Raw genomic sequence first — 21,753 nt, forward strand, 5'->3', positions numbered from 1 at the left:
TAATATATAGCTACCTCTGGTCTAAGTTGACCAAGTTAGGCTTACAGTAAACAAAAAGTACTGTCAAGGTTATAGTATCACATTTGATAGGAGTTTTATACCTAAAGCTGCTAGAACGCCCACAGCCAAAGTGATCCCTGATGGGGTTTAGCAGATTTTGGGAATGATTGAGATATCAGTATAGCTACCCCTACAGCTACCCCTACAGCTACCACTACAGCTACCACTACAGCTACCACTACAGCTACGAGTTGAAGCTATTGAGGGCATCAGATCTCGGTTAGGTTGGCCTCAACAATCATGATTCTGCCAGCAATGGTGAACAGATTGATCGGCCATAACCCAATAGTTGAAGCCAATAACCAATAACCAATAACCAATAACCAATAATCATTAACTAATCACTAATAAATCCTTAGCCTTGCTCTGGATTGTTCTATAGTCCTTAAGGATTGGTCCTAGTCCTTCTTCTTCCTTTTCAACATAATCATCTAAATCTCCAAATACTCTTTTAATTTCTTCATATATCAGAGTACACTTTAAGTTAAGTTGCTCATTAATATCAGATATCAATTTCTTTTTATCACTGTCTAATTTTTTGCTAATCTTGCTAATTATCATTTTTCTTTTAAGATAAAGCGTTCCCCCCGAAACTAAAATCCCAACTCCGGCAAACGCAGCACCGATAAGATCCAATATTACTATTTCCGTTATCGCCATAAATAGGCCAGCAATTACTGTTACTGCCGCTCCACCTAATATATTGGTAGCGACTCCACTAGCGTTAGATTTTAAAGTATTGATAAATTCAGCATCTTCAAGGAGCTTAGATGCTTTTTGCTTAACGTCTTCAAACACCTCATGACGGCGCTCCATAACTCGGAGAGATAGATGGCTATTACTGGAATAATTCTGGATAGTATTTAAATCTTTTATTAACGAATCAATCAGGTTTTTAATATCCCCTAAAAAATGCTGTGTCCCCTCTTTTAAGGTTTCCTCTAAGGAAACCTGTAGCTCTGGTTCATACTTGGCCTTAATCTCATCGATCCAGGCTTGGATCGATGCATTTTTATTAACGGTACCAACAACGGACTTATTGATTAGTTTAGGAAAGGTGAAACCAGCGCTAAAATCGGATTTTATTTGCTCAGCAACTCGATCATAGTTGGCGGCTAACTTATCCACCAGTTTAGTAATGTCATCTTGAGACTTTTTTTCACCGACAGCTAGTTTAGTTTTGATTCGTTCTACTGATGATTTATCCAGCTCTAGTTGCCGTTGGATAGATTTTAATTCCTGGTCTAATTCATCAATCACGTTTTGAGTGCGATCGCTAATTGATTTAAGTTTAATTTTGTAAGTCTCCCCACCGGTAACCATATCATTGATAAATCGTCTCACTTCCCTAAACCCACTCCCGTCTTCATTCCCATTGTTTTCTAATTCCGCTGAGGTCGCAAAAACTATAGGAGACTCAATATGTCGTTGACTAGCATACTCTTTAACTCTCTGAGTATTTCGGCTTAATTCTTCTGGTTTAGTTAAATCAGACTGTTGAAGTATAAAGACTACTTTTTTACGCCATTGCTCACTGACATAATCCAGGAGTTCCCAAGCTGTTTTATGATAGGGATTCTTAGCGAAGAATACAAAAAACACTAAATCACTATGAGGAATATAATTTTCAGTAATCTCTTGGTGGTTTTCCAGAATCGTATTCGTTCCGGGAGTATCGACAATTGATAACGTTTTCAAAATGTCAATGGGTAAACCAATTTTTCGTAAGGTTGGGCTAATCTCTTTTTCAAACTGCTCCTCTGAATAAACAATTTGTTGAATAACATCCGTACATGGCTCAACATCAGTTTTACAAATGTTTTCTTGAAGTAGGGCATTAATAAAGCTACTTTTTCCGGCTTTGACTTCTCCAACAATAACTAATAAAAACGGTTCATTACTATTTTTTTGTATCGTCCTGATTTTTGACTGTAATTCTGCTTTATTGATTTGACTAGCAAATTTATGCAAATCTTGTAATAGGTGATCAAGATCAAGTTTGTGGTTGTACAAGACTTGATCAATAATTTGATTGTTCATTAATTTTACTCCCCTAGATTAGACTATCCTATATTAGGACAAAAGAATTATTCAATTTTATAGCTATGGTAGATTGATTATAGTTACTTTAAAAGGATATCGCAAGGTAAAAACACTGATCAGGTAAGCCTTCAGCTCTCAGGTGTAAGCGCTCAGCCCTTGATTAGTAATTAATCATTAGTCATTGGTCATTTGTCTAATGTGTTCGGGAACGGAACATCGCATTATGAATCGGGGGGTAGAGTGCCAATGTTGACGAGACCCGAATCCCGTCATATCGTTTCCGTTTACATTGTCAATGGTAAACATTGATGAGGAGATGGTCAGATGGGAGGATGGGGAGAGAGTCAATTTAGGCAAATCCAAGTTGTCAACCGATGCTACCAAATTTGAGATCAGCTCCCAATTACGTTTTCCGCTAATTCGAGAAACTGCTCAGCATTGGTAATCTGCTCAGTAGCCTGTTGAGCAGTAACTGCATTTAGCTGTCCATAATCTCCAGCATTTCGCAAGTCCTGTGCATCGATCATGAATCTGTGAAACTCAACAGGCACTCTACCGGTACGGGCAAAGTCCCGACCAAAAGCTGAAATCACCGCAGCATGACTTGAGAAAGACATACCTTCACCTGCAAGAAATGCCTCGGCAATATAAAACATCGTATAGTAGGCGCGAGAGGCGGCATAGTCGGGGTAGCCATTATCCAACAACACTCTGGCAGCACCAAGGCTTTGACGCGCTTTTAACAATAAGTCGAGCTGTTCCGGACTCAAAATACTATGCCTTCTCTACGAATATTTCTCAATAGAGGACTAGTGTAGTGGGTGAATCGATATTCATCTATAAAAAGGCGGCTAATGACTTCATTATGCTCTAAGGACAACTGAGCTACCACATGACTGGTTCTTTTAATTTCTTCCCCTGGGTTAACTGTTCCCTTGAGAACAACTAAAACATCGATATCAGAGCCGAATTTCGCATCTCCACGAGCCTGTGAACCAAATAGTACCATTTTGAACAGGCGTTCGCCGTAAATTTTATCGAAGTGCTGACGCAGTTGAGGAAGAATAACCTTTAAAATCTCTCTCACGGTAACCAACTGAAATAGACAAAATTCGCTTATTGCTTATTGTTTCAGTTTAATCCCTCTTGGCTAGATTTGTCTAAAGACCATTGCTCAGGACTGAGCCACTGATCCAGTATAATGAAGTTAAGTCGAAATGGCATAGTGCTTGTAGATAGCAAGACTAATCATGGCAGCAACACACATACGCTTTGACTGGGCGATCAAAAAACAACTGCGGGATAAAGCTAATTATGTTGTCCTCGAAGGCTTTATCAGCGAATTACTCGGAGAAGTGATTACTATTGAATCAATACTAGAAAGCGAAAGTAATCCTCAGACACAAGATAATAAACTAAACCGGGTGGATATTCTAGCTCTCAATAGTGCTGGGGAGTTATTGCTAGTAGAGGTGCAAAATAGTTCGGAAAATGATTACTTTCAGCGGATGTTATTTGGAGTTTCGACTCTGATTACCGAATATCTGGATAAAGGAGAGCCTTATAGTAAAGTCAAAAAGGTCTACTCCATTAATATAGTTGACTTTCCCCTCGGCCAAGGAGAAGATTACATATATCAGGGAAAGTTAGATTTTATTGGACGTCATATCCAGGACAGACTAGAGCCATCAAATCTCCAGAAGGAGTTGTTCAAAATTGAGCAGGTGTACCAGATATTTCCGGAATATTATATCTTGAGAGTCAAACAGTTTAATGATGTGACTAAAAACAGTTTGGATGAATGGATATATTTCCTGAAAAATAGTGAAATCAAGGAAGACTTCCAAGCCAGGGGATTAGCCCAAGCCAAAGAAAACCTGAGGATTGAGAGTCTACCTAATCAAGAAAAGGCAGCCTATCAGAAATATCTGGAAGATAAACGGTATGAAATTAGTATGCTAGAAGGGGCAGAGGCAGTCGGAGAATTAAGAGGCAGAGAAGAGGGGATAAAACAGGGTAGAGAAGAGGGGATAAAACAAGGGATAGAACAGGGCATAGAACAGGGCATTCAACAAGAACGTCGTGCTAGCTTGGAGCGAATACTTCAACTACGATTTGGAACAATTACTTCAGAGATATCTGAAACAATACAAGGCTTAGATATCCAACAATTGGATACCTTGATGGCAATGGCATTAACAGCTAGTTCTTTAGATGAGTTTAGCCAACATCTGCCGAATTAATGGCCAGGTGTTAAACTATAAGTCTAAAGGAAATTAAGTCGAGATGGCATAGTGCTTGTAGATAGCAAGACTAATCATGGCAGCAACACACATACGCTTTGACTGGGCGATCAAAAAACAACTGCGGGATAAAGCTAATTATGTTGTCCTTGAAGGCTTTATCAGCGAATTACTCGGGGAAGTGATTACCATTGAATCAATACTAGAAAGCGATGCAGAGGTGCGACCCGTGGCGAATTTAATTCGCCTACGGAAAACGCACCATTACGGTCTTGGGGTTTCCCCCATGAGCGACTGCATCAAGACAGTGAAAGTAATCCTCAGACACAAGACAATAAACTAAACCGGGTAGATATTCTAGCTCTCAATAGTGCGGGAGAGTTATTGCTAGTGGAGGTTCAAAATAGTTCGGAAAATGATTACTTTCAGCGGATGTTATTTGGAGTTTCGACTCTGATTACCGAATATCTGGATAAAGGAGAGCCTTATAGTCAAGTCAAAAAGGTCTACTCAATTAATATAGTTGACTTTCCCCTCGGCCAAGGAGAAGATTACATATATCAGGGAAAATTAGATTTTATTGGACGTCATATCCAGGACAGACTAGAGCCATCAAATCTCCAGAAGGAGTTGTTCAAAATAGAGCAGGTGTACCAGATATTTCCGGAATATTACATCTTGAGAGTCAAACAGTTTAATGATGTGACTAAAAACAGTTTGGATGAATGGATATATTTCCTGAAAAATAGTGAAATCAAGGAAGACTTCCAAGCCAGGGGATTAGCCCAAGCCAAAGAAAACCTGAGGATTGAGAATCTCCCTAATACAGAAAAGGCAGCCTATCAGAAATATCTGGAAGATAAACGGTATGAAATTAGTATGCTGGAAGGGGCAGAGGCAGTGGGAGAATTAAGAGGCAGAGAAGAAGGCAGAAAAGAAGGAATATTAGAAGGAATTCAACAAGAACGTCGTGCTAGCATAGAACGAATACTCCAACTACGATTTGGAACGATTCCTTCAGAGATATCTAAAACAATACAAGCCATAGATATCCAACAATTGGATACCTTGATGGCAAGGGCATTAACAGCTAGTTCTTTAGATGAGTTTAGCCAACATCTGCTTTAACCATTGACCCTACCCTAATAGGGATGCGAAGGGCGAACAACCTTTAACCCAACGACACCACAACTCCTAAACTTTCATTCCCAATCCTATCCACTGCTGACAAGGCATAAATTCCTGACTCTAGCGCTATCTCCAGCGTGGATGAATTCAGAATTTTGTACAACCTCCAAACCCCATCTTCTTGTCGATAAAGGGTCCAATAACAAGTTTCTCCATCACAAACTTTCTGCCAACTTAGCTTACCATCTCTTGCTCTAACATTACCTGGTGTCTTAGGTGGCTCAGTCTTTAACCACTCCATAGTAGGAACAACAGCAGGTTCAGAATAAATAGAGCTTTTGAACTGGTCAACCACCTCTAAACGATTTTCTGTGAATACTTTCATGCTATAGAAAATATTTCCTAGGGAGAGTTGAGACACTAGATCGCGGCTAATTTCAACTTGTTCTTCATACTCAGAAATCGGCCACTCTTCTCCATCTAACTTACTGAGTCTATTCCCAGAATAAATGTGTCGATTTTTAGGATTATTTTCTGTCCACCATTGGAGTAAAACCGGATAACTTTGGGCAGGAGGCTCAATGCGCCAGTAAAGTTGAGGAGCCATATAATCCACCCAGCCTTCTTCTAACCATTTTTTCGGGTCAGCATAGATAGCTTCATATTGATCTAATCCCTTAATTTGAGCAGGTTGTCCAGGACGATAAATTCCAAAGGGACTAATCCCAAATTTAACTTTTGGCTTAGTAGCTTTAATGCCAGTGTAGAGACGCTCAACCATCTTATTCACATTGTCCCTGCGCCAATCACCCAAACTCAGTTCACCCCCAGCTTCCTGATAAGCTTCATAGGTTTTTTGATCAGGAAAATCTTGATCTTTGATAGGATAAGGATAGAAATAGTCATCCAGATGAATCCCATCTACATCATAACGACCGACTACATCCAGAATCACGTTATAAGTCCAGTCCTGAACCGTTTTTACTCCTGGATCCATCCACAATTGTTTACCGTGTTGATAAACATAGTTTGAATGGGTAACGCTGATGTGAGGCTTGACTTTTGTAGAAACTTGTGATCCTGTTGCAGCGCGGAACGGGTTAAACCAGGCATGTAGTTCAATATTGCGCTTGTGACATTCTGCGATCGCAAACTCCAGCGGGTCATAAAACGGTTCTGGTCCTTGCCCTTGGGTACCTGTTAGCCATTCACTCCAAGGTTCTAATAATGATGCATATAAGGCATCTCCGGTCGGTCGTACCTGGAAAAACATAGCATTGAGGTTAAGTTCCTCAATCCGGTCAATAATCTCGATTAGTTCCTCTTGCTGTTTTTCTGCTGCTAGACCCTTTTGAGAGGGCCAGTCAATGTTCCAGACACTGGCAACCCAAACTCCCCGAAACTCTCGCTGATGGCTAACCTCCCTAGTGGTTTGGAAAGCAACCGTGTATTTTGAGTTTAGGTCTGGGAACTGACCCAAATACGCCAAAGCTTGATAGATAAACCCTGACACATCAGCACGAGTTGCCACTTGAGTGGGTCGCAGTCGGTTGGGATTGGGATAATTGACGATTATGTTAGCATCCGTAGCAGTAGCTATCCTGTCTCGGGCATAACCAGGAATTTTATCCACATCTTGATAGAGTTGAGGTAGCGCTATATTTACATCCGATATCTCACTCAAGGGAAGGTTCAACCCAGCTGCGATCGCTACCAAGGCTTCCACTCGAAGAAGATTAGCGTCTGGGCGGAAGCGATTACCAGGATAACCCGACATAAAGCCAGTTTCGTAAGCATATTGAATCGCCTGCTTTGCCCAGTGTTTCTGTGATACATCAATAAAGCTCGGAGCAGATCTTTGTTTTTCAGGTTGGGAAAAAGCGTTTTTTAATATGGCAGCAAACTGAGATCGATTCATGGGTAGATTAGGTCGGAATCTGCCATCAGGAAAACCGCTAATCATTCCCTGATTTGCTAAACCTTCAATAAATGGCTTTGCCCAGTGATTTTCCGTATCAGGGAAGCCAGTTTGAGAAGCTACCATAGTTTTATTGCGAGGCATATTGGGGGCTTAACCGCAATTTTAGCCGCAGTATTATAGCAAGTGGCAAATTAATACCAAGTTGCGTTTACAGATACCTTATTCACCGATGGGGAGATGGCCAGAGGTCGTGATGGCAGGGAATAACTATATTGAATACATGAAAAGTCCCTAGATCAGACAGAGTAATTGATGATCTGATTAGGAGCGATGGTAATAATGAGTGATTCAATAGTCTTGCTTTTGAGATCCGATCATCGGTGCCATCCCCTCATCCGATGATCTCCTCATCCAGTCATTGTCTGCTCGCGCTCGTTGCCATACTTAAGCAATGTCAGGAGGTAGATTGTTAGAATCTGACTTGGGTGCTGACCGGATTTGCTGTAGTTGAGCTTGTATTAAATTTCGTAGGTCCTCTCGAGAGACCTCTGAACCAACCGCTAAATTACCAGGTGTATCAAAGAAAACAGTACTAGTGACGGTGTCGATTGCCAACATCTGAAACAAAATGTGAGTGACTGGCACCCCGCACGCCATAAGTTGAGGATCCCAATCAGAATGAAAATTGGCAGCATCTTGAACAGTCGGAAAAGCATAAATAACATTTTTCTCCAGATCAGGGTTAGCACGATTACTCAGTGTCGTCAACACCCAACCTTGGTCAAGATTTTGGAGAATGTAATATTCCAGATGGTTTAGTTGTTCCGCCAGAAGTTTGAGTACTGGAGCAATCGCTTCAATCGCTTGAGGCGTCGTTCCATCTTGTGGGGCATTATCAATCAAATTGTTAATTTGTTCGTCTAATTCCATAGGAGCTATAGGGTGAGGAATTTGGCTGCACATAGTCTAAACCTAAATCAAATTTGTCGAGAGTACGTGTATGTTAGGGTCGTTATTGAATGAAAATCATGATGAGGGAAGTCTGCCTGGGCGTGGAAGGACTATTTGAACTGCTGTATAAAGAACTCCGGCAGTCCACTCGTGCTTCTAAGCAAAACTGCCAGGACGTAGCAAGACGTATCGCTGATGAAGTTAATCGTATTTGCAATGAAAGTAATCGGATTCAAAACTCTGGGGATGTGGACAGCTGGGCTCAAAACCTAGCTAACCATCGTCTCAAGCAAGTTTGTCATTACTACAAACTGGGGTCGCTCCAAGGAAGGGTAGAACTACAGAGTACTCTTAGTGCGATTATCTACCGCTACATTACACCCCATCAAACGCCGACCAGTTACCAGGCGCGGCTGAATATGATTGAAGATTTCTTACAGGGATTCTATGCCGAAGCCTTAAATGCCTTTCGGCGGGAAACCTCCCTGAAGGAAACCTATCGTCCCCGCAGTCTTCTGGAACTATCAGAATATATGGCGTTTACAGAGCGCTATGGTAAACGACGTATTCCTTTACCCGGTCGCCGTTCCCAACAGTTGGTCATTCTACGTGCTCAAACCTTTTCCCAACAGCAACCTCCAGAAACCTCTGTGGATATGGATACAGCAGCGGAAGGAGCAGCACAGGAGTCAGATGCGACTTGGAATGATGCGGCGATTCAGCAGGTGCGGGAGGCAATGGTGTTATCGGATTCTGAACCCCTAGACTCCAGCCTGCGGGAAACTGTAATCAAAGAATTATTTGCCTATCTCGAAGAACGCCAGCAACATGATTGTGCAAATTACTTTACTCTGCGGCTCAAAGACCTGCCAACCAGGGAAATTGAGGAGATTTTAGGCATCAATCCCAGACAGCGGGACTATTTACAACAACGGTTTAAGTATCATCTGATTCGGTTTGCTCTGTCTCACCGCTGGGAATTGGTACATCAGTGGCTGGGAGCAGATTTGGATCGAAATCTGGGGCTAACACCAAAAGAATGGCAACGATTTCAAGCAAAACTGAGCTCCCAACAGTCAGAATTACTTAAACTCAAACAACAAGGTTACTCCAATGAACAAATTTCTAAGACCTTGGGTTGTACACTAAACCAGGCACAGAAGCGATGGTTTAAGTTGCTCGAAATTGCCTGGGATATTCGTAATAGTTCAGTATCCGGATCCGGTAGATCTAAAGATGAATAGTGACATAGATAACAACATGGACGCTTTCTATAGCCGCTTAATGACTTGGCTAAAAGAGTCCCGTCCCGCTGCTTCAATACCATCAAGCGGTCAAGTAAACGATACTGTACCTCTGGGTGAGACGACAGCAGCGGATTTTGACTTTGATGTATATCCCCTGGATTTATCAGAATCACTGGACTTGGAAAACTTGAACATTGTCCCTAATCACAATGGCGAAGCGGCTTTAGACCGCATGTGGGTGAATCCACCAGAATCGATCACCCATGATGACCTTACACTAGGCGGTGAAATCCGCCCCTACAACTTGGGAGAGATGTCAACCGTGCAAACTCGTTTCCAGACGCTATTGAAGCGCAAACTACAAGCTCAAATTGAACTTAACCCACCTCTGTTTCCTTGGGAGACAGAACTTTCAGACTATGAAACTGATATTGTTGACGCAATAGCAGAGTCTTGGGTTTCCGGAGTTAGGTTTTGGATGCCACAGTTGTCTAACTTGGCAATACCTACTGCTATACCAGAAAACGTTTTATCTCAATTACTAGAAGCCTGCTCTGAGGCAGTGTCTTCTCAGTATCAGCTAGGAGCTAAACTGGTTACGGCAGTTCAAAAGCTGTTTCCTGAGGAATTCTATGCCCTTAACTCCTGGAGTGGCAGGATCTTGATGACACCTACCCGTTCTCCAGAAGAACAACTGCAATCCCTACCTTACGAAGAAGCTAACAATGAGCAAAAGATGGTCTTGGCTCTGTTAGCAGCTAAGGAAATTCTTACCACCCTCACCATTCCAGTTTCACCAAATCAAACTCCTGTGGAGCGCCAGTGGGAGACTAGTGCTGGTTTAGTGACTCTGCGAGCCGAATATCATACTGAAGATGGTGTGTCTCAGCTACGGGTCAGCACTCGTTTGCCTAGAGGTGGTAGCTTGACTCTAGGTACACCTCAAGCCTCGGCAAAAGCAGAACGTACCTATCCAGGTTACCTGAGTGTAGAATCCTATGATTTACAACCCAATCAGATTTGTTCTATTGAGATTCGCTTCGATCATGGAGAACAGAAACCTTTGACCTTTGCAATCTGCCCGACAAATTAGTCAGAATACTTGCAGGTTAACAGGTTGCAGGTTAACAGGTTAGTAGGTTGCAGGTTAACAGGTTGCAGGTTAACAGGTTGCAGGTTAACAGGTTGCAGGTTAACAGGTTGCAGGTTAACAGGTTGCAGGTTAACGGCTTAACAGGTTAACAAGTCGCAGGTTATAACCTTGGCCCAAAGGCCACGCGTGCGCGTTCAACATTCCAACCTTCAACATTCCAACCTTTAACATTCTAACCTTTAACATTCCAAGCTTGACATATAACCTATAATGCATCTACCATGTTAAGTCAGTTTTGGCAGCGTCTTGAGGCGAAGCCATTTCCTCCTACAGAGGAGTCGATTTCGTTAAGGGTGTTGGTGCAGGCACTGGTAGTAGTAGGAATTGTGGCTGTTGATGTCGCCGCATCTACCTTCTGGAGTCTTTGGGCAGTACCCTTAAGTATTGTGGGAGCAACCTGGAGTTGGTATCGTCGTCGCCAACGTAACATTGCTCTGAAATTCTTGCTGGCATTGGGGATGTTGCTGGCATTGGGAGCCTTTTTGGGCAATGTGTTCAGTCAGCTCAATGATACCCGCTTGGCTCTAGCTCAGTTGTTAGTTCAGCTGCAAATTCTCCATAGCTTTGACTTGCCCCGCCGCAAGGATTTGGGCTATTCGATGGTAATTGGGCTAATCCTGTTGGGGGTCGCTGGTACTGTGAGTCAGACTCTGGCGTTTGCCCCTCTGTTGTTAGTATTTTTAGCGATCGCATTACCGGTTCTTGTCCTGGATTACCAGTCACGCTTGGGTATATCTACGGTAAAAAAAAGTAATAAATTATACGGTTTTACTCCCAACTCCTCACCCATACCCCTAAAGCGTCTCATTTTATTTATCGGGGTAATTATGGCGCTAGGGTTAACCATTTTTGCTCTGATGCCTCGTTTCCCTGGCTATCAAATCCAGATGTATCCCGTCAGTGCTCCTGGGGAAATGGCAAACCGGAGATTTGATTCACAAAATAGGTTAATTGTTAACCCTGGCTATGTAAGTGAAGGGAAACAGCAAGGGGAAAATGGTAGCGGTGGCTCTCAAAACGCTAAGGGTGAGGGTGAGTTGGATGAGACATTTTACTATGGCTTTAATAGCAAGATTAACCAGAATCTGCGGGGAGAACTCAAACCTAAGGTAGTGATGCGAGTGCGTTCTCAAGCACCGGGATTTTGGCGAGTGCTAGCGTTTGACCACTACACGGGTCAGGGTTGGGAAATTTCTCGGGATAATCAGGTTCAGAAAATAACTCGACCAAGCTGGTCCTATCGCTTCCAACTCTTACCTGCATTGATCACAGGTCAAAGGAAAAAGGTAATTCAAACCTATACAGCTGTATCAGAACTGCCCAATCTGATTCCCGCTTTGGCGTATCCTAGCGAATTATTCTTTCCGTCGCGGGAAATAGCTATTGGACCAGAAGGCAGTTTGCGATCGCCTTTAGGTTTAGTAGAAGGACTGACCTATACCGTAATATCAGAAGTTCCATTTCGCGATCGCACTACGTTGCAGCAAGCTGGGGATAACTACCCCAAGTCGATTCAAAACTACTATTTGGATATTCCCCCCCAAATTGCAGTGAGGGTCAGGCAACGTACTGAAGAACTTTTAGCCACTTCAGAGAAACCTCTTACTTCTTCCTATGAAAAAGCCTTGTATCTAGCCCAGGCGGTTAAGCAGCGTTATCGCCTCCCCCAAGACCCCTCACAATTCCCTTTTCTAGAAGAAAATCAAGATTTGGTGGAAGCCTTTCTCTTCAAGTATCAAGGTGGTTATCCCGATCACTTCTCCACCACCCTCACGATGATGCTCCGTTCCATAGGCATCCCAGCCCGATTAGTGGCTGGATTTGGTACTGGTGAATTTAACCCCTTTACTGGGTTTTACATCGTCCGGAATACTGATGCCTATGCCATGACTGAGGTTTATTTCCCTAAATACGGTTGGTTTGCCTTTGACCCCATCCCAGGTCATGAATTGCTGCCCCCCTCCGTCGAGCAATATCAAACTTTTAGTGTCTTGCGCCAGTTTTGGCAGTGGGTAGCAGGTTGGCTCCCCTCACCAATCACTGGTTTACTGAGCAACCTATGGCATTTCACTATTGGTACCATTATCCGAGTATTTGTTGGATTGTGGAAGATGGTATCTAGTGGTTGGTTAGGTATGTTGAGCGGCTTGATATTAGCGATCGCATTTGGTTTTCTGAGCTGGCTAGGTTGGCATCAGTGGAAAAACTGGCGCTATCGTTTCTGGTTGGCAACATTGCCACCAATGGAACAGATTTACCAGCAAATGATCAAGATTTTAGCAACCAAAGGGTATGTCAAACATCCGACTCAAACTCCCCTAGAGTACGCTAGCCGTATCGGTCAAGACCAGCCTCAAGGATCCGCTGAGGTCATTGAGCAGATTTCCCATGCTTATATCCGTTGGCGTTATGGAGATCACAGACCTAATATTAAACAACTGCGGCAGCGACTGAAGCAGTTGAGCAAAAATAGGTTTAATTTTTAAAGTTGAATGTTAAAGGTTGCTTGAACGCGCACGCGTGGCCTTTTGGCCAAGGTCAAAAGTCAACGGTCAACACTAAACGGTCAATAAAAAGACTTTTGCTTTAACGGGGTTCATCTCAGTATTTATCTAATGACTGTTCTTCTACCTGCTGTCTTTTCGGTCGGTTTAATTATCCTGATTGGATTTATTGCTGGTCGCACTTTGTCTCTGGACAAGCAAACTCTTTCTCAGCTATCTCTTTATATTCTCGTACCAGCGTTGATAGCAGACAGCTTGTATCGGACAACACTGTCTACCGAAAGCACCACTGGTTTAGTTGCTGGCTTGATCATCACCGCTGTGTTGCTTTACCTACTGAGTTGGGGGTTAGGCAAACTATTGAAATTACCAGCAGTTGTCCAAAAAAGCTTTATGGTTGCTGCTATTTTTCCCAATGCTGGAAACCTCGGGCTTCCTCTCAATTCCTTTGCTTTTGGTACACCGGGTTTAGAACGCGCCATAGTATACATGATCACAGCTGCCTTGTTGATGTTTGCTATAAGTCCCGCCTTGCTTAAAGGAGGTAGTATTAGTTCTGGAGTGCGCTTAACCCTAAAACTACCGCTACTCTGGGCAATGTTGGCAGGATTAACCTGGCGTTTATTGGGCTTAAAACTGCCTTTAGGGCTAGATAAGGGTATTCACCAGTTGGGTATGGCAGCAATCCCTATCGATTTAATTGTGTTGGGGATACAATTGTCGCGCACCCGTTTGGTGATAGGACGGTATGAGGTACTTGCGACTACCTTGCGTTTGTTGGTAGCTCCCCTCATTGCCCATACCGTTGGTCAAGCATTGGGACTGGAGGGATTAAATTTACAGGTGTTGGTGTTACAAAGTGCCATGCCTGTAGCCATTAGTACAGTAGTTTTGGTCACTGAGTTTGGGGGAGATGCTCCCTTAGTAGCACGGACAGTGGTTTTATCTACCTTAGTCAGTTTCCTTTCTCTTCCCCTAGTTTTGTGGGCGACTACTTAGTTAGCATTTATGCATTAATAAGAGCTAAACTAGAGAATCTACGGACATAGAACTGTAAAAGATTTAACAGGATCAGTAATTATCTGGATTACGAAAGCTAGGTTATTTTGTCATGGTTACATACAGAGATTGTTTCTCGAAAACAAACCGTTAAGCAGCAGATAGCATCAACCGAGTCCCCTAACCGAAAATGTTTAGGTCAAGGCTTGGATGCATCAGCGAAGAGAATTGAAAATGCGATGTTCCTTCGGAACCGCTTCGCGATTGACCCTTCGCAGCAGCGTCGGGCAAAGCCTGAAAGGTCACGCTACGCGATGTTCCTTCGGAACCGCTACGCGAACGCAAAATCTACTACATCTGATAGACCATCCTTTTGAACTAGCGCTTTGTGAATTAAAAGCAGTCATGAATACTCAACTTGCCAGCCCACCTGCTCAATACGACAATTTAAATATCCCTACTCCCCATACCTCATGTGAAGAAGAAGGTATTGTTACCGATACAATTGGGGAGAATGGCAGTATTACCACCTTCGCCATCGCAGAAAAAGGGGGTGCAAGCACAAAGCGCCTTGGGAAAAGAAGGGGCAGACCTGCTCGAAGCTTTGAGTAACAACTTAACTGTTATCGAACAAAAACAACATCTCTGAGGCATTCATCTTGAACCATTGTCAGTGGAAAGAATCTCAATATTGGCACACTTGCCAATTTTTTAGTAATTATAAAGATTAGGGAATATAGCAATCCTAAACAGTTCTTACTCAGAAGCGATGCAGTCGCTCATGGGGGTTTCACCCACTCGCGCTTTGCATGGCTGACACTGAACAACTCAGAACTGAGCACTATTTTTAACGAAAGTATTGTTCACAAATGAATTAGGATTGCTATAGGGAGGAATGTCGCCCTCAAGGGGTGAGCAATCCACTAACAACTCCCTGATCCATTAGCAGCTTATGATTGCAGCATTTAGGCAATTTGTCAATAGGCTGCAGTATATCTTCGGAGTAATATCAGGATGCATTTAACTATAAAATTTACCTGTGCTCAGGGAAATAGAGATTATATTATACCAAAATTAAATTGGCTTAGAGGGTATTTTAAAATCCCAAATTTTTACCAAACAAAGTATGATATTGACTTGATTAGCCACACTATTATCTAGTAAACCGAAACAAAAAAAGAACTTGGGTAATCAGCAGAACAGTATAAATACTAGTTCGTTTTGTTTGGCAATAGATGAATATTTTAATTTTGGGCAATCCTGAAGATACTCACGCTGCACATATCAACCATGCTCTGACTAAGGCTGGAGGCAAGACAAACTATCTTGACACTTCTCTGTTTCCTACTAAATTACGACTATCTTGGCAGCCACACACTAAAGATGGAATTCTCACCCTATCCGATGGATATCAATTACGTCTGAGAGATATTCGTAGCATCTTTTGGCGTAATTTTTCCGGAGTTCAAATTCCCCCAATCAAAAATCCATTACAGCATAGAGTGGCTTTTAATGATGCTATGAGTACCCTAAGAACGTTGATGCAAGGAACCTCAATTCACTGGGTAAACTCATGGCAAGCTTATCAATTGCATAAGGAAAAACCTCTACAATTGAGCAAAGCTGAACAAATGGGTGTAACTATTCCCCATACTCTCATTAGTAATGATCCAGATGCTATCATTAAGTTTACGAAGTCTTGTAAGCAAGTAATTTTTAAGCCAGTCTATGGTGGTGCTCATGTCAAGTTTTTAACAGAACAACATCTACAACCTGAACGACTAAACTTAGCCCTGCGGCTTTCTCCTATAACTATACAGGAGTATATCCCTGGTACAAATATTCGCACCTATGTAATTGGGAACTCGATGTACTCGGCAGAAATTCGCTCCAAGTCTCTTGACTTTCGAGAAGATATCGATGCTCAATTGATTCCGGTCAGGCTGCCAAAGACCGTCCAAGAGCAGTGTAAAGCTATCACTAGAGCGTTTTGGCTCCAGTGGACGGCCATTGACTGGCGTTTAAAGCCAAATGGTGAATACGTGTTTCTTGAAGCTAACCCCAGTCCGATGTTTTTACACTTTGAGCAACAAACTGGTTTCCCTATCACCCAAGAATTAGTTAATCTTCTGATGAGTGATATCAATTGAGTCCTGAGTCGGAAAGTGCTGAGTTCCGACTCAACAGTCAAGTCCCTTGACCGTAGGTCACGCTTTCGGCCAAACGCTCCAATTCAAAGTTCAAAATTATTAATTCAAAATGATTCGGACAATTCTATATTTTTAATTTTGAATTAATAATATAGAATTCCCCGGGGGACTTGTACCCAGAATTAATTAATTCAAAATTTATGATTTTCTTTATTTTGAAGTTTGAAGTTTGAATTTTGAATTCCCCAAAGGGGTCAACGGTTAACAACATTAGTCTTAGACTTACAAGCTAAGGTGTGAAAACCATTCATGACATGAACCGTTGGAGTATCGGGCATGGGTATTGTGTACCAATCATTCTCCGATTCTTCTCGGCTGATTATACTACCCTGGGAATCGTATTGTTCAAAACGCGATGTACGTATGGAACGCTCAGGGCAATTAACTTGAACCGTGATAATGGCAGAATACACTCCTGGTTCGAGAGGATTACCAAATACTATCCTACTATCAAAGGAGTGGATGGGATTGCCCATTTCATCAGTGGTGCTGACCAAAGAATCCACATCGAAGTAGTGGATATTTCCTGTCTGAGCATTTGACATGACTCTGATCCAACGCCTTGATTGTGTCTGAGCTATAGCAGTCTGACACAGGCAAGCGATCGCAGATAAGATTAACAGAAATTTACCCATAGAATTTACCAATAGTAGTATCAAACTATTAAGTATCAATTTAGTATCAACGGTGACAGCTCGGAAAGCTGCCACTGTGTTATAGTTAATAGTAAACTCTAGCAGGATTTATTTAACTGTTTCCGAAACAACCAGGCCAGCCCTATCACTCCTAAGGAGGCAGAAGACACTGGTTCTGGTACAGACTTAGACTCAACCTTGTCTAGGGACTTCAATGCGGCTATTTTGGGCTCAGCCTTGTCTAGGGACTTCAATGCGGCTATTTTGGGCTCAGCCTTGTCTAGGGACTTCAGTGCGGCTATTTTGGGCTCAGCCTTGTCTAGGGACTTCAGTGCGGCTATTGTGGATTCCCCTAGGATCTGATTGGCAGCTGTGGTTAGGTGGAAGCTATCCCAGAATAAAAACTCGTCTGGATTAGCACAGGCAATTAACTTTACATTTAAGCATTTTTCCGTCACATTCGTGAAACCAAAGTTTCCAGGATTGGCCAACATCTGATTAAATAGGTCATACTTATCAAACGATATCAGGTTAATGTCAGGTAATGATTGGCTCAAAACGTTAAGGGTGGAGTCCAACACAGAGTTATGCTGCTCGGTCAAATCCGTGAGGCGAGTCGATAATACATTACCTGGCCTGAGTCTTGGAGGCATCTTTCCCAAATCCGCTAAGTTAAGCACTAGGAAATTGCGAGCACCAAAGTTATACAGGGAGTTCAGTGCTGTCTCTATATTGCCTACGACCTGAGTCGGATTAGGAGGGTCAAAAGTCCGGTAATCATTGCTACCCGCCCACAGAATATAGAGGGCGTTGGGGTCAGCCATCTGATCAGATACAATCAGGTCATTGGTAAACCCTGCGACTTGGGTGAGTAATCCCGGTAAGCCTCCGAACTCACCAATACCACCGAATCCGGTTTCAGCACCACCAAAAGCAAAGTTGACGCTTTGATTAGTCGTGGCACCATTGAAGAAAAAACTCGCCCTCGGGCCATCGGGAGTGATAGTGATTGGAGAAAGTATCGGGACATTCGGTAACAGCACCGACAAGTCAGTAGATGGCTTCACCTCTATGTCCAAAGCATCTGCTAGATAATCTACCCAGATCGGACCATTGCTAAAACGTCCCTCAAAGTAGGGTGGACTCTGGGGGATGATGGGAATGATGGGATTTACCCGATTGCGTGCCTTACTGAGATTGAAGACATTGCCAGGATCCGATAGGCTATCACCAAACACATAAAGATTACTGAAATCTAAATCATATGCCCTAGCTTCAGAGGGCAAAATTAAAGTGAATAGAGAAAATCCGAAGGCCGTAATTGCGTTTTTCATTTTTGATTGTCTGTGATTGTGTGCAGCCCTTTCAAGCCAAAACTAAAAACCTACAGACATAGAGTACTGGTTTTGGGTGATCCTCTTTATTAAGAGCTGGCAAAATTTTGGGATTATAGTATAAATAAAAAGTAAAGTATTACAATAACTTTAATCAGAGTATATTATTTATTTCATAAAAATGAGGTACGCACTATTATTCTCCTATTCCCAATTCCGAAGTTCCCTCTTCTGACTTCCCTACTACCTGCTCCCTTTTGAAGTTATCAATCCTACTTATTATTTATTAGTTAAAGTTTCATAAAATTATCATTTTTGCTTAACCATTCTATTATTAAGCAACGCCGAAATTTCCCCATATAATTTACCAATAGTAGTATCAAACTATTAAGTATCAATTTAGGATCAACAGTGACAGCTCGGAAAGCTGCCACTGTGTTATCGTTAATAGTAAAATCTAGCAGGATTTATTGAACTGTTTCCGAAACAACCAGGCCAGCCCTATCACTCCTAAGGAGGCAGAAGACGCTGGTTCTGGTACAGACTTAGACTCAGCCTTAGTCTCAGCCTTGTCTTGGGACTTCAGTGCTGCTAAGGTGAATTTCGCTAGGATCTGATGGCCAGCTGTCGTTGGGTGGGTGCTATCCCAGAATAAAAACTCGTCTGGATTAGCACAAGCAATAAACGTTGTTCCATCTAAGCACTCTTCGGTCACATTCGTGAAACCAAAGTTTCCAGGATTGGTCAAAATCTGATTAAATAGGTCATACTGATCAACGGATATCAGGTTAATGTCAGGTAAAGATTGCCTCAAAATGTTAAGGGTGGAGTCCAATACAGAGTTATGCTGCTCGGTCAAATCTGTGAGGCTAGACGATAATACACTATCTAGTCTCAGTGATTGAGGTATCTTTCCCAAATCTGGTAAGTTAAGCACTAGGAAATTGCGAGCACCAAAGTTATACAGGGAGTTCAGCGCTGTCTCTATATTGCCCACGACCTGAGTAGGATTAGGAATATCCATACTCTGATAATCATTGCCACCCAACCACAGAATATAGAGAGCGTTGGGGTCAGCCATCTGATCAGATCGGATTAGGTCATTGGTGAACCCTGCTACTTGGGTCAGTAATCCCGGGGACAAAGCTTCGAACTCACCAAGGCCAGACACTCCGGTTTGAGCACCACCAACAGCAAAGTTTACGCTTTGATGAGTCGTCCCACCATTGAAGAAAAAACTCACCCGAGGACTATCGGGAGTGATAGTGATGGGAGAAAGTGTCGGGGAATCTGGTAAAACCAAGGACAAATCAGTAGATCGCTTCACCTCTATCTCCAGAGCATCTGCTAGATAATCTACCCAGATCGGACCATTGCTAAAACGGCCCTGAAAGTAGGGTGGACTCTGGGGGATGATGGGAATGGTGGGATTTACCTGATTCCCTGCCTTAGTGATATTGAAGGTATTGCCAGAATCCGATAGGCTATCACCAAACACATAAAGATTAGTGAAATCTAAATCATATGCCCTAGCTTCACAGGACAATATTAAAGTAAATAGAGAAAATCCTAAGGCCGTAATTGTGTTTTTCATTTTTGATTGTCTGTGATTGTGGGTAGACCTTTCAAGACAAACCTAACAACCTACAGACATAGAGTACTGGTTTGGGGAAATCTCTTTATTAAGAGCTGGCAAAATTTTTGGGTTATAGTATAAATAAAAAGCCACGTATTACAATAACTTTAATCAGAGTATATCATTTCATGTTAATGAGGTACACACTATTATTCTCCTATTCCCAATTCCGAAGTTCCCTCTTATGACTTCCCTACTCCCTGCTACCTTTTGAAGTTATCAATCCTACTTATTATTTATTTAAAGTTTCATAAAATTACCATTTTTGCTTAACCATTCTATTATTAAGCAACGCCGAAATTTCCCCAGAGACTTTACCAATAGTAGTATCAAACTATTAAGTATCAATTTAGGATCAACAGTGACAGCTCGGAAAGCTGCCACTGTGTGATTATAGTTAATAGTAAAATCTAGTAGGATTTATTCAACTGTTTCCGAAACAACCAGGCCAGCCCTATCACTCCTAAGGAGCCAGAAGACACTGGTTCAGGTACAGACTTAGAATCAGCCTTGTCTTGGGACTTCAGTGCTGCTAAGGTGAATTCCGCTAGGATCTGATTGCTAGCTGTCGTTGGGTGGGTGCTATCCCAAAATATAAACTCGTCTGGATTAGCACAGGCAATAAACGTTGCTTCATCTAAGCAGGTTCCCGTCACATTCGTGAAACCAAAGTTTCCAGGATTGGTCACAACCTGATTAAATAGGTCATACTCATCAAAGAATATCAGGTTAATGTCAGGTAAGGATTGGCTCAAAACGTTAAGGGTGGAGTCCAACAAAGAGTTATGCTGCTCGGTCAAATCCGTGAGGCCAGTCGATAATACACTACCTAGCCTCAGCCCTTGAGGTATCTTTCCCAAATCCGGTAAGTTAAGCACTAGGAAATTGCGAGCACCAAAGTTATACAGGGAGTTGAGTGCTGTCTCTATATTCCCCACGACCTGGGTAGGATTAGGAGGGTCAAAACTCCGGTAATCATTGCTACCTGACCACAGAATATAGAGGGCGTTGGGGTCAGCCATCTGATCAGATACGATCAGGTCATTGGTAAACCCTGCGACTTGGGTCAGTAATCCCGGTAAAAACGCCCCGAACTGACCAATCCCAGCCAATCCGGTTGTAGAACCACCAAAAGCAAAGTTTACGCTTTGAGTAGTCGTCGCACCATTGAAGAAAAAACTCGCCCTCGGGCCATCGGGAGTGATAGTGATTGGAGAAAGTATGGGGGAATCCGGTAACAGCACCGACAAATCAGTAGATGGCTTGACCTCTATGTCCAGAGCATCTGCTAGATAATCTACCCAGATCGGACCATTGCTAAAACGTCCCTGAAAGTAGGGTGGACTCTGGGGAGTGATGGGAATGGTGGGATTTACCTGATTGCTTGCCTTACTGATATTGAAGACATTGCCAGGATCCGATAGGCTATCACCAAATACATAAAGATTACTGAAATCTAAATCATATGCCCTAGCTTCAAAGGGCAAAATTAAAGTGAATAGAGAAAATCCGAAGGCCGTAATTGCGTTTTTCATTTTTGATTGTCTGTGATTGTAGGTAGGTTTCAATCGAACACTAAAAACCTACAGAGATAGATTACTGCTTTGGGTGACTCTCTTTATTAAGAGCTGGCAAAATTTTTGGGTTATAGTATAAATAAACAATAAAGTCTTACAATAAATTTAATCA

19 protein-coding genes are annotated in these 21,753 nt (G+C 42.4%); 10 read left to right on the forward strand and 9 right to left on the reverse strand.

Features of this window, described 5'->3' with window-relative positions; translation table 11 throughout:
- Positions 1 to 393: 393 nt before the first annotated feature.
- The 3 genes from BJP34_RS01955 to BJP34_RS01965 form a co-directional block, all read right to left on the reverse strand.
- Positions 394 to 2,100 carry a dynamin family protein gene (locus tag BJP34_RS01955; protein ID WP_070390883.1) on the reverse strand — a complete coding sequence of 569 codons (1,707 nt, stop codon included), beginning with the start codon at positions 2,098 to 2,100 and terminating at the stop codon, positions 394 to 396.
- A 395-nt stretch (positions 2,101 to 2,495) separates the two neighbouring features.
- Entirely contained in the window at positions 2,496 to 2,849 is a 354-nt protein-coding gene (locus tag BJP34_RS01960; RefSeq protein ID WP_418904093.1) for a HEPN domain-containing protein, read from the reverse strand.
- Positions 2,850 to 2,869: 20 nt separating this feature from the next.
- Positions 2,870 to 3,190 (reverse strand): nucleotidyltransferase domain-containing protein, encoded by a 321-nt coding sequence (locus BJP34_RS01965; protein WP_070390885.1) that lies wholly within the window; start codon positions 3,188 to 3,190, stop codon positions 2,870 to 2,872.
- 163 nt (positions 3,191 to 3,353) lie between these two features.
- Between BJP34_RS01965 and BJP34_RS01970 the strand changes: the two genes are divergently transcribed.
- From BJP34_RS01970 to BJP34_RS01975, 3 genes are all read left to right on the forward strand, one after another.
- Positions 3,354 to 4,346 carry a PD-(D/E)XK nuclease family transposase gene (locus tag BJP34_RS01970; protein ID WP_070390886.1) on the forward strand — a complete coding sequence of 331 codons (993 nt, stop codon included), beginning with the start codon at positions 3,354 to 3,356 and terminating at the stop codon, positions 4,344 to 4,346.
- A 76-nt stretch (positions 4,347 to 4,422) separates the two neighbouring features.
- Positions 4,423 to 4,689 (forward strand): hypothetical protein, encoded by a 267-nt coding sequence (locus BJP34_RS46920; protein WP_229424205.1) that lies wholly within the window; start codon positions 4,423 to 4,425, stop codon positions 4,687 to 4,689.
- 11 nt (positions 4,690 to 4,700) lie between these two features.
- Positions 4,701 to 5,474, forward strand: coding sequence for a PD-(D/E)XK nuclease family transposase (locus BJP34_RS01975; protein ID WP_229424428.1), 774 nt, complete (start codon positions 4,701 to 4,703; stop codon positions 5,472 to 5,474).
- A gap of 43 nt (positions 5,475 to 5,517) precedes the next feature.
- On the opposite strand, the gene BJP34_RS01980 is transcribed toward BJP34_RS01975, so the two are convergent.
- On the reverse strand, positions 5,518 to 7,518 hold the full coding sequence (locus BJP34_RS01980; protein ID WP_070396442.1) for a glycoside hydrolase family 10 protein: 2,001 nt from the start codon (positions 7,516 to 7,518) through the stop codon (positions 5,518 to 5,520).
- 321 nt (positions 7,519 to 7,839) lie between these two features.
- A complete protein-coding gene (locus tag BJP34_RS01985; protein ID WP_070396443.1) occupies positions 7,840 to 8,325 on the reverse strand; it encodes a hypothetical protein in 486 nt (161 codons plus the stop codon).
- Positions 8,326 to 8,426: 101 nt separating this feature from the next.
- Here BJP34_RS01985 and hetZ point away from each other — a divergent pair, with 101 nt between their 5' ends.
- The 7 genes from hetZ (at position 8,427) to BJP34_RS02015 (ending at position 16,399) form a co-directional block, all read left to right on the forward strand.
- Complete coding sequence (hetZ, locus tag BJP34_RS01990; protein WP_070396444.1) at positions 8,427 to 9,590, forward strand: heterocyst differentiation protein HetZ; 1,164 nt, start codon at positions 8,427 to 8,429, stop codon at positions 9,588 to 9,590.
- A complete protein-coding gene (locus tag BJP34_RS01995; protein WP_070390887.1) occupies positions 9,583 to 10,686 on the forward strand; it encodes a hypothetical protein in 1,104 nt (367 codons plus the stop codon). The genes hetZ and BJP34_RS01995 overlap by 8 nt, the downstream gene beginning before the upstream one ends.
- Positions 10,687 to 10,710: 24 nt before the next feature.
- Positions 10,711 to 10,827, forward strand: coding sequence for a pentapeptide repeat-containing protein (locus BJP34_RS50245; protein WP_418904152.1), 117 nt, complete (start codon positions 10,711 to 10,713; stop codon positions 10,825 to 10,827).
- Between the two features lie 140 nt (positions 10,828 to 10,967).
- Positions 10,968 to 13,232, forward strand: coding sequence for a transglutaminase TgpA family protein (locus BJP34_RS02000; RefSeq protein WP_070390888.1), 2,265 nt, complete (start codon positions 10,968 to 10,970; stop codon positions 13,230 to 13,232).
- Between the two features lie 129 nt (positions 13,233 to 13,361).
- Entirely contained in the window at positions 13,362 to 14,249 is an 888-nt protein-coding gene (locus tag BJP34_RS02005) for an AEC family transporter (RefSeq protein ID WP_070390889.1), read from the forward strand.
- Positions 14,250 to 14,483: 234 nt separating this feature from the next.
- Positions 14,484 to 14,861, forward strand: a complete 378-nt coding sequence (locus BJP34_RS38425; RefSeq protein ID WP_149030737.1) for a hypothetical protein — start codon at positions 14,484 to 14,486, stop codon at positions 14,859 to 14,861.
- Between the two features lie 623 nt (positions 14,862 to 15,484).
- Positions 15,485 to 16,399: an MvdC/MvdD family ATP grasp protein gene (locus BJP34_RS02015; RefSeq protein ID WP_070390891.1), complete on the forward strand. Its 915-nt coding sequence runs from the start codon at positions 15,485 to 15,487 to the stop codon at positions 16,397 to 16,399.
- Between the two features lie 254 nt (positions 16,400 to 16,653).
- Here BJP34_RS02015 and BJP34_RS02020 read toward each other — a convergent pair whose 3' ends face one another.
- From BJP34_RS02020 to BJP34_RS02035, 4 genes are all read right to left on the reverse strand, one after another.
- Entirely contained in the window at positions 16,654 to 17,094 is a 441-nt protein-coding gene (locus BJP34_RS02020) for a surface-adhesin E family protein (RefSeq protein WP_149030738.1), read from the reverse strand.
- A 98-nt stretch (positions 17,095 to 17,192) separates the two neighbouring features.
- On the reverse strand, positions 17,193 to 18,428 hold the full coding sequence (locus BJP34_RS02025) for an SGNH/GDSL hydrolase family protein (protein ID WP_229424207.1): 1,236 nt from the start codon (positions 18,426 to 18,428) through the stop codon (positions 17,193 to 17,195).
- A gap of 457 nt (positions 18,429 to 18,885) precedes the next feature.
- Positions 18,886 to 20,022, reverse strand: coding sequence for an SGNH/GDSL hydrolase family protein (locus BJP34_RS02030; RefSeq protein WP_070390893.1), 1,137 nt, complete (start codon positions 20,020 to 20,022; stop codon positions 18,886 to 18,888).
- A gap of 452 nt (positions 20,023 to 20,474) precedes the next feature.
- The gene (locus BJP34_RS02035; protein WP_070390894.1) at positions 20,475 to 21,599 is read right to left on the reverse strand and encodes an SGNH/GDSL hydrolase family protein; all 1,125 of its coding nucleotides are present in this window, start codon (positions 21,597 to 21,599) and stop codon (positions 20,475 to 20,477) included.
- Positions 21,600 to 21,753 lie beyond the last annotated feature (154 nt).

Origin of the sequence: Moorena producens PAL-8-15-08-1 (genome assembly GCF_001767235.1) — a bacterium.
Classification (GTDB): Bacteria; Cyanobacteriota; Cyanobacteriia; order Cyanobacteriales; family Coleofasciculaceae; genus Moorena; species Moorena producens_A.

What these genes read in the sequence shown, in the direction of transcription:
- BJP34_RS01955 (WP_070390883.1), bottom strand. Translation starts at nt 2,100, where the DNA reads ATGAACAATCAAATTATTGATCAAGTCTTGTACAACCACAAACTTGAT.
- BJP34_RS01970 (WP_070390886.1), top strand. Translation starts at nt 3,354, where the DNA reads ATGGCAGCAACACACATACGCTTTGACTGGGCGATCAAAAAACAACTG.
- BJP34_RS46920 (WP_229424205.1), top strand. Translation starts at nt 4,423, where the DNA reads ATGGCAGCAACACACATACGCTTTGACTGGGCGATCAAAAAACAACTG.
- BJP34_RS01980 (WP_070396442.1), bottom strand. Translation starts at nt 7,518, where the DNA reads ATGGTAGCTTCTCAAACTGGCTTCCCTGATACGGAAAATCACTGGGCA.
- BJP34_RS01985 (WP_070396443.1), bottom strand. Translation starts at nt 8,325, where the DNA reads ATGGAATTAGACGAACAAATTAACAATTTGATTGATAATGCCCCACAA.
- hetZ (WP_070396444.1), top strand. Translation starts at nt 8,427, where the DNA reads ATGAGGGAAGTCTGCCTGGGCGTGGAAGGACTATTTGAACTGCTGTAT.
- BJP34_RS01995 (WP_070390887.1), top strand. Translation starts at nt 9,583, where the DNA reads ATGAATAGTGACATAGATAACAACATGGACGCTTTCTATAGCCGCTTA.
- BJP34_RS02000 (WP_070390888.1), top strand. Translation starts at nt 10,968, where the DNA reads ATGTTAAGTCAGTTTTGGCAGCGTCTTGAGGCGAAGCCATTTCCTCCT.
- BJP34_RS02005 (WP_070390889.1), top strand. Translation starts at nt 13,362, where the DNA reads ATGACTGTTCTTCTACCTGCTGTCTTTTCGGTCGGTTTAATTATCCTG.
- BJP34_RS38425 (WP_149030737.1), top strand. Translation starts at nt 14,484, where the DNA reads ATGCGATGTTCCTTCGGAACCGCTTCGCGATTGACCCTTCGCAGCAGC.
- BJP34_RS02015 (WP_070390891.1), top strand. Translation starts at nt 15,485, where the DNA reads ATGAATATTTTAATTTTGGGCAATCCTGAAGATACTCACGCTGCACAT.
- BJP34_RS02020 (WP_149030738.1), bottom strand. Translation starts at nt 17,094, where the DNA reads ATGGGTAAATTTCTGTTAATCTTATCTGCGATCGCTTGCCTGTGTCAG.
- BJP34_RS02025 (WP_229424207.1), bottom strand. Translation starts at nt 18,428, where the DNA reads ATGAAAAACGCAATTACGGCCTTCGGATTTTCTCTATTCACTTTAATT.
- BJP34_RS02030 (WP_070390893.1), bottom strand. Translation starts at nt 20,022, where the DNA reads ATGAAAAACACAATTACGGCCTTAGGATTTTCTCTATTTACTTTAATA.
- BJP34_RS02035 (WP_070390894.1), bottom strand. Translation starts at nt 21,599, where the DNA reads ATGAAAAACGCAATTACGGCCTTCGGATTTTCTCTATTCACTTTAATT.